The organism is Cellvibrio sp. KY-YJ-3, from assembly GCF_008806955.1.
Taxonomy (GTDB): Bacteria; Pseudomonadota; Gammaproteobacteria; order Pseudomonadales; family Cellvibrionaceae; genus Cellvibrio.
In genome coordinates this window covers 1,293,573-1,306,826 of the sequence record NZ_CP031727.1, presented here as the reverse complement: position 1 = coordinate 1,306,826, position 13,254 = coordinate 1,293,573, and the positions used below count along the sequence as shown (strand labels likewise).

Sequence of the window (13,254 nt, the reverse complement as noted above, 5' to 3'; positions counted from 1 at the left end):
TTTCTATAAACGGCGCAACAAGCCAAGTGTTTTTATTAACGGCATGGCTTCAAACAAACCGGATTGCTGTGCGAGCTGCCAAATTTCAAACGGTGGGCGACCACCATCGGCGGGATCGGGAAATACATCGTGAATCGCCAACAAGCCACCACGCACCACATGCGGCGCCCAGCAGCGATAATCTGTCAACGCAGCTGCCATGCTGTGGCCACCATCAATAAAAACCATGCCCAAAGGGGTAGCCCAATGTCGCGCTGCTAATGCAGAGGGCGCAACAATTGGCACCACCACATCTTCCAATTGTGCGCGTGCTAGCGTGTGGCGAAACTCGCGAAAGCTATCCATTTTTTCGAACTGCACATCGTACAACTGCGGATCGTGATATTCCTCGCCTAACTGGTGCTCCTCCGAACCGCGATGATGATCAATCGCATAAAGAACAGCGCCAGAATTTTTACACGCCTGACCTAAATACACAGTGGATTTACCGCAGTAACTGCCGATCTCCAAACATGGACCCAAACGAGCGGTTTCAAGCGCGGCCGCATAAAGCGCGGCACCTTCGTCCGCATCCAAAAATCCTTTTACTGTTTCAATAGCGATTGGCAGCATAATGTTTCTCACTCATAATCAAAGTACGCATTCTAACAGACACTAATACTCAATAAACTCACGACGACAACCCTAGAAAATAAACCTATGCGCCGCAGTAATACACCTTACCTGATCAAATCCATTTACAAGCGCATCAACCATTGGTACGTCCGTCGTTTTATCGCCCCGCAATTTGATAGCCTGGGCACCATTCCTGAAATTGCCCACCCACGCAGCCTGGTGATTTTCGGGCGCAATATTCATCTTGGAAAATACGCGCAAATTATTTGCGCCAGCGATAATTGTATTCGTTTCACTACCTGGCCCAGCAAACAAGCGGATGCGGAAATTCGTATTGGCAATTACTGTTTAATTTCACCCGGTGTGCGCATTTCTGCAGCGCAATCTATCCAAATTGGCGACAACTGTATGTTGGCCGCCAATGTCACTATTAGCGATAGCGACTGGCACGGGATTTACAATCGCATTCGCCCATTTCGCTGTACCAAACCGGTGGTGATTGAAAATAATGTGTGGCTAGGTGAACGTGTTACCGTCACCAAAGGCGTCCGCATCGGTGAAAATTCCGTCGTGGGCACAGGTTCGGTAGTGACAAAAGACATTCCCGCCAACTCTGTTGCCGCTGGCAATCCCGCACGCATCATTAAAACTATTAATCCCAACCGCCGCATGCTAAAACGCGAATTGTTATTTAAAGACGCCGAACATTATTTTTATAATCAGGATCAGCTGGATAAGTTTATGCTGGGCAATAATGGCTGGTGGAATTGGCTGCGCTCACTGGTAAAACCGAATCACTACGATTAATCGCGTGGGACAATTGCCACTACAGGGGGCGACATGAATAAACTTATCACTCCTTCAAATACTGCCAGCCCGCCCGCAAACATATTGACCCACCTGGGTTTTCGCAGCTTTGCGCCACATGCCTATTTACACAACTGGATTCAATGTTATTGGACTGTACAACAACCGCAACTACCCGCGCAGGGGTTTAGCGAAAAACTTTACCCGGACGGTGGCACCAATATTAATTTTCGTTTTATTGCAAACCAAATTCCGCAAGTCAGTTTTAATGCAATACAAACCCTGCATACCATGCATTTTAGCGGGAGCGTGGATCTGCTCGGCATTCGCTTTCATCCGGGTGGCGCGTTTCAATTGTTTGGTTTGGATATGCCGGGTTTGATTGGCAATCACCTTGCGGCAGAGGAACTGGATACAGATTTAAATAATGCAGGCTTACGCGAATTGCGCGAGCGTTTGGCGGAAAGTGAGAGTACTAGCCGGAGGATAGGGTTGATAGATGATTGGCTGCTACAACAAGCGGCACAGCAACTCGCAAAACAAGGGCCAATACAAACCCTTCTGCCTCAGTTATCACACTCAACTGATTCAATCGAAACCCTGAGTGCCCAAGTCAATATGGGAAGGCGTCAATTAGAACGACGCTTTCAACAAGAAGTTGGTCTGACATTGGTTCACTTGAAACAATTACAACGCATCCGCCGCGCACGGCAATTAATCAGCCTCAACCCGAACTTACCCTTGGTGGATATAGCTCAGGAAGCAGGGTTTTACGATCAAGCTCACTTTATTCGCCAATTTCAAAAAGTGCATTTACTCACACCGGGCGAGTACCGCGAGAAAAAGCGCGATAAAGAACGCCGCTGATAACCAGAGGAAAAAGCTGATTAAACATTTCCCCAGGCATGTCGCAAAAATACAATTCCTTCTTGCTTACAGAGTTCATCATAGCTTCAACACCCCACCCCACGGAGCTTATGATGAAAGAACGTATCGCCTACCAACAAGTTTACAAACTACAACCCGCGCTGGCTCAATCACTGATTGGTTTAGGTGACGCGGCAGCAAGCAAGCTGGAACATTCACTAATCCATCTGGTAAAAATACGTGCATCACAATTAAACAACTGCGCTTTTTGCCAACATATGCACGCCAACGAAGCGCGCAAGGATGGCGAAAAACAAAGTCGATTGGATGTGTTGCCGGCATGGAAAGAAGTGCCCTTCTTTTCGGCGCGCGAACGCGCAGCACTCAGCTGGGCAGAAACGCTCACTCTTTTGGCGCAAAAGGATATTCACGATGAGGACTTTGCCTTGGTGCGCGAGCAATTTTCAGAAGAGGAAATCGTAAACCTGACTGCCGTCATAGTGGCGATTAACGCCTGGAATCGTATAGCAGTAGGTTTTCATTTTTTACCAAAAATTTAACTGAATTTTTATAAAAAAGGCCGCAAAAAAGCGGCCTTGATCAATTCACACAAAATGCTTAATGGAAACGACAATCCTTCAAGACCAATTTACTCGGACTACCTTGCCAGTAGTGATCGACTGTACCTGTTAATTTAGCAAACTCACCTTCCTGCAATTTTGCTGCCCGAGTGCGAGCTTCGGGCGCCATACGGCAGACAATCGGCGGCCAGAACATGGATTCTTTGGTATCGAGGGTTTCAAAAATACTATTGCGATCTATAGTCACTTTGTACCACAACTCGATAGTGCCATCATTTTCCAAAGGTGTTCCCACGGTACCATCCAACAGATAACGTTTGCCTTTGTAGTGCGCCGTAATCATTTCTGTTGTTTTACGTTTTGACATTCGATAAATATCTTTAGCTAACCAGCGTGGTTGGATTTCTACCAGCGGCTCGGGAACAATCGCCGCACGTGCCGCTGCAGCAATTTTTTCACCCTCGGCACCAGTCTTGATTCGTGCAATCATGCCGCACATACCACTGCGGATATCTTCCGGTTTCGCCACTGTGCGCCGATTCAGTCTAGTGCGAATGCTAACATCGGCGGCAGCGCCCTTATTGACCGAAGTAAGGTAAATTAGAAACGGGTGACGCCCATTTTTCTGCTCAATGGTCAGCGTTCCTTGCGTGGCTGTTGACTCTTCTCCCAACACTTTAAATCCGTCAGCGAGTGCAATCGCACGTAACTGTCCCAGTGCACTCGCCGAATTAAGACCAGAAATTGTGGTGGACGTAGAAAACTCGGCACCGTTACGTGGATCACCTTCGGCAAGAAAATTATTTTCGCAGGTGTTTGCGCTTGTCATTTTTGCAGCGCACAAAAGAATTAATAGCGTAACTATAGGGGTAATTTTCATTGGGATTTCCTTAATCAATTAAGCCTCAGGTAGCGCACGGATGCACTCTTCACATTAATCAGGATCTGGGCGACTATCTGTTAAAAAATGTAACCTGGATGGGCACTTTTACGCTGAGAATTTTATTTAATCTATCAATCAAATGTAGCTATATAAAAACGATCAACAATAGCTACCGGGCGTCAGTGCAACCCGCAGCAAAGCCGCCACCGAAATGCCATCGGTAATTTCACCACGCAACACCATATCTACCGCGTCGCGCAGCGGTAATTTTCTTACTTCAATATCCTCTGTTGCCTCCAGCTGTTGCTGACCCGCAAATAAATCCCGCGCAACAAATACTACACAGAATTCATCGGTGACAGAGTTGGATAAATGCATAGTCATTAATTGCTGCCAATCGCGTGCTTGCACACCAACTTCTTCCTCCAATTCACGCTTGGCGGCATTGAGTGGGCTTTCACCCTGCGGGCAACCGCCCTCGGGGATTTCCCACGTATATTGATTGAGGCTATAGCGACTTTGTTTTACCAACCAGGTATTGCCCTCATCATCGATAGGTATCACGCCGATAGCGATATTCTTAAAATGCACCACCCCGTAAATACCATCGGTTCCTTTAGGCGTTATCACCTCATTGTGCGACACACTGATCCAGGGATTTTCATACACCAGGGCGGTACTTTTGGTTTTCCATCCACCGACTTTTTCATTCAGATATTTTTCGCTCATGTGACAACACCCATTCATGAAATCGACAAATAATTAGTGTAAGCGATGCGCACCCAACTCAACCTGCGTAATGCGCGCGCCAAGCATAATTACTCGCCCAAAATAACGATCAGCACCACTGACCGTAAACTCAAAATAAAATGCGCGCCAGAGCGACAACTTGCCTTGGTCATTGCGCTTAAACCACAAGCGTCGCAGATAGACAGTTTCATCGAGCAATTGCACCTGCATTTCTTCACAGCGTTTTTGTGCAGCGGCATAGGCGCGATCTTTTACCAGCAACGCACCGCGCCAGTAATAAATTGCAAGAACAATCAGGGTGAGCCAGAGAATGGATTGCAAATCAAACATGAAAAAAGCCAGCGAACGCAACAGGAGCCCCGTTTGCGTGTGGAAAAGGAAGGAGGTTTGGCGCAAAAATGTTGCGCCAAAAACAGCAAAGGGTGATTGATTACTCAATCACCCTTTTTGAAAACTCACCCATCTTAGAGAGGAGTTACGTTTTCTGCTTGCGGACCTTTTTGACCTTGGGTCACTTCGAAAGTCACTTTCTGACCTTCTTTCAAGGTTTTACGGCCGTTGCCGTTAATTGCACGGAAGTGTACAAATACATCTGCACCACCTTCACGCTCAATAAAACCATAACCCTTGTCATCGTTGAACCACTTAACAACACCAGAGACTAGATCTGACATAGTTTCCTCATCTTGCATCTAAAACGTCAGCGTAGCTGACCGAACAAAAAAACCGACTTTACTAAAAGCCAGAGTGAAATAGCTTGAAATAAAGCTATTGCTCAGGTCGTGGTACGTCCAAGTGTCTTGAGCAAGCGGTTGTCTTACAAAAGCCTAGTCTTGGTGCGGATCTCAATCTGTAGCAATTCAAAATTAAAGCACTTGGACATAGAGAGTCAAGCGCTTATCGGCGAAATTAGCGATTATCGACACTTTTTGTAATGGTGTGTAACAGGCACACAATTAATCGGGCATTTTGCGATTTGTATCGTCATTTTTGCCATTATTTTGTGCAGATTTAGCGGCAGCTTTACCCAGAGTTTCGTGCAAAAACAGTGCAATAGGGATCAAACTAAAACCCAAAATCATTACCTGCCGTTTTATCGCTTGAAATTCATAACCTTGTTTGGATAACTGATAACACGCCAGCGCCCACGCGGCGGCAGCAAAGTAACCCCAGCGCTGGTGCTTATACACGCCCCACACAATCACCGCCGTCACTGCCGCTAAAAACAGCCCGTAAAGATTACCGAAGGAAATAAAACCCGCCACTGCTGCAATTAATATCAACAACAGAACCACATTTAATACGTTTGCAACAATCAGCATTTTTGACATAAAGGTATCCGCAATAGTGTTACTTTTTTACACTTATCAATCCGAGCTGGGCTTATCCTTACCGCGCCAGGTTTGATATTTTTTGTGTACGCCACGGGTAAAGGATTGGGAATAATCCTCCAGTAAGTCCACGCCTACCAACACCGCAATCACCACTAAGGATAATTTGATCGCCACCAGGTTGTAGCCGATGGCAATCACCACACCGATTGAGGCCAACGCCCAAATAGTTGCCGCCGAGGTTACACCAAGCACAAATCCGTCCCGCGCCAACATCACGCCCGCACCTAAAAAGCCAATACCGGTAATCACTTGGCCAATAATACGCGATGGATCGGTGACAACTTTTTCCGGCCCCGAAAAATGGGAGGATGCAAAAAGTGACGCGGCGATAAATAAATAAGTACCGAGAGTAATTAATGAGGAGGTGCGAATGCCCACGGGTTTACCGCGCAACTGGCGCTCTATTCCAATAATGGTGCCACACAAAATAGCAGTGCCAATGGACGTCCATTCAAACGGCGCCACGGTAAAAATCTCATTCCAATTTACAGCCATAACAACGAATTCCCATCAATACCAATGACAGCCAGCTTAGGACACACCCAAGGCAGCATTGATAATCATTTTTTTGATTGCCGGTACTGAGTTTAACTGACGCATACCAGTATTGCGCAGCCAATTCACCGCCAATGCGCGACTGCCGAACAAACGTTTGAAGGCTTCCATGGCCGACATCATGCCGAGATTGCTGGCCAGACGTTGGCGTTGGTAACGACGCAGAATGGAATAATCGGCGAGCGGAATATTGCGCTGCAATGCACGCTCTATTTCCTGCGCAAGCGCGATCACATCCAACAAACCCAGGTTAACGCCCTGCCCTGCGAGCGGATGGATATTATGGGCAGCATCGCCCACCAAGGCGATGCCCGGTTGAATATAGCTAGTCGCATGGCACTGACGCAGAGGCACGGCGTAGCGTTTATCGCACGCAATTACCGGCCCGAGGCGCGCTTCAAATGCGCTGGTCAGGCGCGCGCAAAACGTGACGTCATCCAACGCCATTAATTCCTGTGCAACCGCGTCTTCCGCCGACCACACAATCGAACACTGGTGAGCATCGCCATTATTCTGCAAAGGTAAAAATGCAAGCGGGCCAGTGTGCATAAACCGTTGCCACGCGGTGAATTGATGCGACCGCTCAGTGCGCACAGTGGTAATAATGGCCTGCTGGCCGTAATCCCATTCGCGCGTGGAAAACCCTACCAAGTCGCGCACATTTGATTTGGCGCCGTCGGCAGCAATTAATAAGGGCGCGGTGATTTCGCTACCATTATCTAGTTGCACCCGCACTCGCGGAAATTCAGGCTGCGCCGGAATAACATCCATCACCGTTACGGGTTGAATCAACTGGATATTCGACAACTGCGCCATGCGTTCACGCAGTTGATTAACAATTACTGAATTTTCTACGATATGCCCAAGATGATTTTTTTGCACTTCGGCGCAATCAAATTCGATTGCTGCCGTGCCTTCACCATCCCACACTTTCATTTCGCGGTAAGCACACACTCGCTGCGCGACAATGTCATGCCAACAACCAATATCGGTTAATAATTGTTGCGATGCGTGTGTGAGCGCAACCACCCGCGGATCAAAATTTTCACCGGAAAAATGTTGCACTTCACTACTCGCCTCAATCACGGCGATACGCAAATTCTGCGCGGCATCCGTTTGGGCAATCGCACAGGCGAGTGATGCTCCCACCAAACCAGCACCGACGATAATTAAATCGTAATCGGTGCTATTGATTGACGTATCGACATTCCCGCGCACGCGGGAATCCAGATTTTTTGTATCGCTCGATTCTGCACGACTCACATCATCCAACTTCCAGCGAAATTGGCGACCTGCAGTGCCCATAGTCTGCGCGATAAATTGATTTTTAATGAGCGGGATAGATTCAAGACTTAACAAGCCGAGATGGCGCATGGCAATTAATGGCAACTGATCACTGGAAAACAAGCGCACCAATTTATCGCTAAACTCTATGGTGATTTGCTGATCCAGCGATTGTTTATCCAGATAAGTTTGCAGAACTGCCAAATCGCCCACGGCTTGATTATTTGCAATCGCCTCGCGCAGGGTTTCCACTAAACAAACACAATCGCGCAGCGCCAAATTGAAACCCTGCCCTGCGACTGGATGTAAAAAATGCGCAGCATTACCAAGCAATACCAGATGCGAGCGAATTTGTTCTTCGGCTAAAACCAGCTGCAGTGGATAAGCAAAACGTTTGGCGACCCGTGTAAAACGCCCCACGCGAAAACCAAAACGCTCCTGCAAGCGCACCAGAAATTCAGCATCGTTTAATTTAAGAATTTCATCGGCCTGCGCTGCTGGCAAAGTCCAAACTAATGCAGATTGCTGCGCATTATTGGATTCACCCAGAGGTAATAATGCAACCGGACCATCGGCAGTAAAACGCTCATAGGCCACGCCACAATGCGGCTCGGAGAATTCGACATTGGTGATAATGGCGGTTTGCCCATACGCCCGTGTTTGCGTGCCTATGCCCAGCGCGGCACGCAGTGGTGAATCACCGCCATCAGCAATAACTGCCAGTGAGGTTTTAATTAAAAACTCTTGCGCGTCGGTTTTAATACTCAGCAGCGCACAATCCTGTTGCGGTGTTAGTGATGTCACTGCGGATGAAGCAAAACACTGAATATTATTTTGCGCCTGCACATGCCCGAGCAACACATTACCCAGCCACGCATTTTCAATCACATAACCGACGGCATCGAGATTATTTTCTTTTGCATCAATCACACCACCAAGAAAATGCCCGCGATCCGACACATGCACCTGCGCAATCGGCGTGATGTGTTGCTGCAATAAATCCCACAAGCCCAGCTCGCGTAAAATATTCGCAGTGCCGTAGGACAAGGCGGTAGAGCGCGCATCAAAACTGGGTTGAAAATGCATTTCATCTGCCCGCGCAAATGGCTGGGCTTCGATCAGAGCAATACGCAATTGCGGCTGGCTAGCAGCAAGTAAACTGGCGAGACTGGTGCCCACCATGCCGCCGCCGATAATGGCGATATCAAATTCGAGGGTATGGGTCATGAGGTTGACCTGCGTTGAGCGCACCCAGGCAACGCTTGGGTGCGAGAATGTTTTTACACGGCCATTAACGCTTCAATTTCAGCAACGGTTTTGGGTACATCTTTAGTGAGTACTTCATTGCCATCTTTGGTGATCACCACATCGTCTTCAATGCGGATGCCGATGCCGCGCCATTTTTTAGCGACGCGTTCGTTATCGGGGGCGACGTAAATACCTGGCTCTACGGTGAGTACCATGCCCGGCTCGAGCACACGCCATTCGCCACCAACTTTGTAATCGCCCACGTCGTGCACATCCATACCCAACCAGTGACCGGCGCGATGCATATAGAATTCTTTGTAGGCTTCGCTTTTAATTAATTCGTTCACATCGCCTTCCAGCAAACCAATTTTCACCAAACCTTCGGTAATTACCCGCACTGTAGCCTCGTGTGGATCATTCCAGTGGTTACCCGGTTTGCACATGGCGATGGCATCAAGCTGGGCTTGCAGGCAAATTTCATACAGGGCTTTTTGTTCGGGAGAAAATTTTCCATTGACTGGAAAGGTACGGGTGATATCAGCGGCGTAATAATCCAATTCACAGCCAGCGTCGATCAATACCAAATCGCCATTTTTAAGCGGTGCGGAATTTTCAATGTAATGCAAAATACAGCCGTTTTTTCCACCGCCCACGATAGTGTTGTACGCCGGAAAACGCGCGCCGCTCATTTGGAATTCGTGCAGGATTTCGGCTTCCAATTGATATTCCATCACCCCGGCTTTACTCGCTTTCATTGCACGCACATGGGCGCGCGCGGAAATTTCGCCGGCCTCTTTCATCACGCGCAATTCAGCAGCACTTTTAAATAGACGCAATTCATTGAGGAAGTGACTTAAATCCAAAAACTCACCGGGTGGTGTCGCGCCGGAGCGAACTTTCGCACGAATGGTATTTACCCAATCCATCACATGTTTATCGAATTCGCTGTCTTTACCCATGGCGTAATACACGCGCTGTTTACCTTCCAGTAAACCCGGCAAAATATCGTCTATATCATCGATGGGGAATGCATCGTCGGCATCGAATTCGCTGCACGCACCTTCAGGGCCAGCGCGATAACCGTCCCAAATTTCGCGCTCCCGATTGCGCTCGCGGACAAACAATACAAACTCACCGTGTTCGCGCCCGGGAATTAGTACCAGTACTGCGCTCGGCTCTTCAAAACCGGAGAGATATAAAAAGTCGCTGTCCTGCCGGTAGTGATGCTCTGTATCACGGCTGCGCGTGCGCTCAGGCGCGGCGGGCACTATGGCGATGGAATTGGGTTCCATCATCGCCATCAGTTGTTTGCGGCGGCGGGCGAATTCGGTTTTACTAATTCTCATGGACGTTCTCGCAAAAAATGAAAGTTCTCGCAAAAAGCAATTTTTGTATAAAACAATTTTGGTAAAAAAGCGGTTCGCCTAAAAAAACGTTCCTGTAAAAATCCGCTCTTATAAAAAGCTTAGTGCAATGTATCTGAAGCAGGCGCGCTGACAGTAGGCGCGGCTAATTCCTTGGCGGCAAATTCCAGATACAAACTACTGACCACCACGCGCACATATTCGGTCACTTCCATATAGTCGGCTTCTGCGCTAGGTTCGTCCTCTTCATCATCCACCTGGATTTGAACTATATTGGCGATGTCTTGCAACATTTCGGCGGATTCTTCGTCAATCGTGCGCTTACCCTGATGATCCACACTGCCAAAACCAGTAAGGAAACCGTGACACCATTCACCCAAGGCACGGACGCGCTCACCCAGCAGTGAATCATCTTCCGGCAACATCAGCTTGAGGCTGAACTCACCCTGCAATTCGCTGCAGGTGTTGTGATACAACTTACTCAAGGCAATACGTACCGACTCGTCAGGCGCAGCAACAAAATCCAAAAATTCTACGGCATCCAACAGCCAGTTAATTTCGCTCAACTGGGCCCCGCCAGCTAATTTTCCACACAGCAGACCGTGCAATTCAGAAGGGCTATTGAGGGTTCCAAGGGGTGCCAGCAGGTTGGCGAGATCGTCAAAATTCAGGGGGCTAAGCAGTTGTTCGGGGGATGTGTGTTCGGTCATATCGGCCTCTCGTAGACAGTGATGGAATGCTATCACGATTGCCCATGACGCCTGCGCAAACTTTTTATAGAGCAAATCCTGCTATTGATTCAGCTCAAGTAAAACTTATTGGTTAATCATTTAATAACAACCAACTTCTCGAATTTACATTAACTTGCGCACCATGATTGACCCCATGCCGGACGCACAATATAGTGGGCGACCTGCGCTATTTATTGGTTAATTATTATCATGTCTGACGATCTTTTACTCGCCCTTGAAACCAAGCTGGACAAGCTGATTCTGCAATGCAATCGCCTGCAGCAAGAAAACGCCGAGCTTAAAGCGCGCGAAAGTGAATGGCAGCGCGAGCGCGTGCGCCTGATCGAGAAGAATGAACTGGCGCGCAGCCGTGTGGAAGCCATGATCACCCATTTACGTAACCTGGACGCTGAGTAATCGAGGCATCAATGAGCAACGAAACTGTTTTTGTGAAAATCCTCGATAAAGAATATCAAGTTGCCTGCCCCCGCGAGGAGCGCCAGGCGCTGCTGGAATCCGCCCAGCTGCTGGACGAGCGTATGAAGGCCATCCGTGGCACTGGGGCCGTGATCGGCCTTGAGCGGATTGCGGTAATGGCCGCGCTCAACCTGAGCCACGAATTACTGCAAGCAAAAACCGCGGGTAATACTGTGGGCGGAGCGGCAAGTCACAGCGATTTACTGCGATTGAATGGCAAGTTGGATCGCGCACTGAGCAACACTGGCGATTAAAAATCCAAGCTGATTTAAATTTAAACCAATGCCTATTTTTGGTGGATTTACCAGCTGCTTTTAAGACGAATATTTCCTAACACTATTAGCAACCCAAGCATAATTTCATTTGCGGAAGGCCAGCCACTCTGGGTTATACTGGCGCCACGCCCTGGAATGTTTGCAAACCGACAAGTCCTTGAGCCGATTTCCACAAAACTGGTGGTACCTCGTTGTGTTTGGTGTGCATGTCCGCCTGACGGAAAGCCTTAAAAACCACAGGTGCTACCTCCTTGAACCTATGGGTTCAAGGCCAGCTTGGTAGCGGCATTTCGGGGTCTCTTATTTCTCTTCTGCAATAGCTCAATTTATTGCTTATGTTAAGGCTGGTTATGGCCGACACGTTAATCTCCACTTCTGCTGATCATCGTGAATACAAACAACAACTGCGCAATGAATTGCGTGCGCAGCGCCGTGCATTAACCCCCGCACAACAACAGCAAGCTTCGCTCTTATTGTTACGCCAACTGATGAAACTGCCGCAGTTTATGCGCGCGCAGCATATTGCACTCTATATTGCCAACGATGGCGAAATTGACCCTGCGTTAATTGCGCAACAGCTGTGGAAGATGGAAAAACATACCTACCTGCCCGTATTGCGCCCCGGTAAAAGTAAGGATTTGTGGTTCGTGGAATTTTCGGCAAACACAGCTCTAAGTCCGAACCGCTATGGCATCGCCGAGCCGGATCATCGCCGCGAACATCGCCTGCCCGCCAATTTATTGGATGTGGTGCTGATGCCGCTGGTTGGTTTTGATTCCAGCGGGGCACGTTTGGGCATGGGCGGCGGTTTTTACGACACCACCTTTGCGTTCAAACATAAAAAGCCCGCCGGCAGACCCTATTTGATTGGCCTGGCGCACAGCTGCCAACAGGTTGATGCACTGCCCAAGGATAGCTGGGATATTCCCCTGTTTGCGATAGCGACGGAAACGGGGATGTTAGCGGTCAAACCCTAAGTCTTCCAATCTACGGAGACACCATTTTCACTTCCCCATAAAGCACTACTCCCGCCGAAGCGGGAGTAGTGGGTACAAATCCTTCTCGCCCTTATGGGCTTGAGCAATTACTCAGACACAGATTCAACAGCCGCTTCAGCAAAAGAAACTAAAGCACCTAAATCCAACAGGGTAATGCACACTCCTACGCAAAAAATCACGGTTACGGCGGAGAGAACATCAACTTTCATGGTGGTAGCCTTGCGCGTTATTGTCTTCAATGGAACACGAAATTAAAACAGCAGTTTTTATGCCAACCACATTACAGCTAAAAAGCTATGGCGCGATCAAATAATAGGCAATTTTTTAGAATAATCAAACTGTCCGAACCTTCAAAAACGCCATAACGCGCACATATTTGAATATTTACTGCAAAAAATACTGGAAAATCGCCCATCAAGCGTGAA

At 48.2% G+C, this 13,254-nt stretch carries 17 protein-coding genes and 1 other RNA gene; 7 read left to right on the top strand and 11 right to left on the bottom strand.

The features are described 5' to 3' along the window. Positions 1-3: 3 nt before the first annotated feature. Positions 4-612 carry a class I SAM-dependent methyltransferase gene (locus D0B88_RS05495; RefSeq protein WP_151055729.1) on the bottom strand — a complete coding sequence of 203 codons (609 nt, stop codon included), beginning with the start codon at positions 610-612 and terminating at the stop codon, positions 4-6. 87 nt (positions 613-699) lie between these two features. Between D0B88_RS05495 and D0B88_RS05490 the strand changes: the two genes are divergently transcribed. From D0B88_RS05490 to D0B88_RS05480, 3 genes are all read left to right on the top strand, one after another. After that, complete coding sequence (locus tag D0B88_RS05490; RefSeq protein ID WP_151055727.1) at positions 700-1,422, top strand: DapH/DapD/GlmU-related protein; 723 nt, start codon at positions 700-702, stop codon at positions 1,420-1,422. Between the two features lie 33 nt (positions 1,423-1,455). Further along, complete coding sequence (locus tag D0B88_RS05485) at positions 1,456-2,289, top strand: helix-turn-helix domain-containing protein (RefSeq protein WP_007638408.1); 834 nt, start codon at positions 1,456-1,458, stop codon at positions 2,287-2,289. Between the two features lie 110 nt (positions 2,290-2,399). Then, a complete protein-coding gene (locus D0B88_RS05480; protein WP_225318547.1) occupies positions 2,400-2,849 on the top strand; it encodes a carboxymuconolactone decarboxylase family protein in 450 nt (149 codons plus the stop codon). 58 nt (positions 2,850-2,907) lie between these two features. Here D0B88_RS05480 and D0B88_RS05475 read toward each other — a convergent pair whose 3' ends face one another. From D0B88_RS05475 to D0B88_RS05435, 9 genes are all read right to left on the bottom strand, one after another. Continuing rightward, positions 2,908-3,750 carry a hypothetical protein gene (locus D0B88_RS05475; RefSeq protein ID WP_151055725.1) on the bottom strand — a complete coding sequence of 281 codons (843 nt, stop codon included), beginning with the start codon at positions 3,748-3,750 and terminating at the stop codon, positions 2,908-2,910. Positions 3,751-3,912: 162 nt separating this feature from the next. Continuing rightward, positions 3,913-4,482: an NUDIX hydrolase gene (locus tag D0B88_RS05470; RefSeq protein ID WP_151055723.1), complete on the bottom strand. Its 570-nt coding sequence runs from the start codon at positions 4,480-4,482 to the stop codon at positions 3,913-3,915. 33 nt (positions 4,483-4,515) lie between these two features. Next, positions 4,516-4,833 (bottom strand): DUF3301 domain-containing protein, encoded by a 318-nt coding sequence (locus tag D0B88_RS05465; RefSeq protein WP_225318546.1) that lies wholly within the window; start codon positions 4,831-4,833, stop codon positions 4,516-4,518. A gap of 134 nt (positions 4,834-4,967) precedes the next feature. Continuing rightward, a complete protein-coding gene (locus D0B88_RS05460) occupies positions 4,968-5,177 on the bottom strand; it encodes a cold-shock protein (protein ID WP_039912329.1) in 210 nt (69 codons plus the stop codon). A 282-nt stretch (positions 5,178-5,459) separates the two neighbouring features. Further along, a complete protein-coding gene (locus tag D0B88_RS05455; protein ID WP_151055718.1) occupies positions 5,460-5,834 on the bottom strand; it encodes a hypothetical protein in 375 nt (124 codons plus the stop codon). Positions 5,835-5,870: 36 nt separating this feature from the next. Beyond that, a complete protein-coding gene (locus tag D0B88_RS05450) occupies positions 5,871-6,392 on the bottom strand; it encodes an MgtC/SapB family protein (protein WP_007638428.1) in 522 nt (173 codons plus the stop codon). Between the two features lie 36 nt (positions 6,393-6,428). Beyond that, a complete protein-coding gene (gene ubiH / locus D0B88_RS05445; protein WP_151055716.1) occupies positions 6,429-8,963 on the bottom strand; it encodes a 2-octaprenyl-6-methoxyphenyl hydroxylase in 2,535 nt (844 codons plus the stop codon). Between the two features lie 53 nt (positions 8,964-9,016). Further along, positions 9,017-10,330: a Xaa-Pro aminopeptidase gene (pepP, locus tag D0B88_RS05440; RefSeq protein WP_151055714.1), complete on the bottom strand. Its 1,314-nt coding sequence runs from the start codon at positions 10,328-10,330 to the stop codon at positions 9,017-9,019. Positions 10,331-10,449: 119 nt separating this feature from the next. Beyond that, positions 10,450-11,058, bottom strand: a complete 609-nt coding sequence (locus tag D0B88_RS05435) for a UPF0149 family protein (RefSeq protein ID WP_007638438.1) — start codon at positions 11,056-11,058, stop codon at positions 10,450-10,452. A 231-nt stretch (positions 11,059-11,289) separates the two neighbouring features. On the opposite strand from D0B88_RS05435, the gene D0B88_RS05430 reads away from it, so the two are divergent. The 4 genes from D0B88_RS05430 to D0B88_RS05415 all read left to right on the top strand — a co-directional run bounded on the left by D0B88_RS05430 (position 11,290) and on the right by D0B88_RS05415 (position 12,808). After that, positions 11,290-11,496, top strand: coding sequence for a TIGR02449 family protein (locus D0B88_RS05430; RefSeq protein ID WP_007638440.1), 207 nt, complete (start codon positions 11,290-11,292; stop codon positions 11,494-11,496). 11 nt (positions 11,497-11,507) lie between these two features. Next, entirely contained in the window at positions 11,508-11,810 is a 303-nt protein-coding gene (locus tag D0B88_RS05425; RefSeq protein WP_151055712.1) for a cell division protein ZapA, read from the top strand. Positions 11,811-11,955: 145 nt separating this feature from the next. Continuing rightward, positions 11,956-12,132: non-coding RNA, 6S RNA (gene ssrS / locus D0B88_RS05420), on the top strand. Positions 12,133-12,181: 49 nt separating this feature from the next. Continuing rightward, positions 12,182-12,808: a 5-formyltetrahydrofolate cyclo-ligase gene (locus D0B88_RS05415; RefSeq protein ID WP_225318545.1), complete on the top strand. Its 627-nt coding sequence runs from the start codon at positions 12,182-12,184 to the stop codon at positions 12,806-12,808. Between the two features lie 107 nt (positions 12,809-12,915). Here the strand turns inward: D0B88_RS05415 and D0B88_RS19225 are convergent, their stop codons facing one another. Then, positions 12,916-13,038 carry a hypothetical protein gene (locus tag D0B88_RS19225; protein ID WP_007638444.1) on the bottom strand — a complete coding sequence of 41 codons (123 nt, stop codon included), beginning with the start codon at positions 13,036-13,038 and terminating at the stop codon, positions 12,916-12,918. Positions 13,039-13,254: the final 216 nt, after the last annotated feature.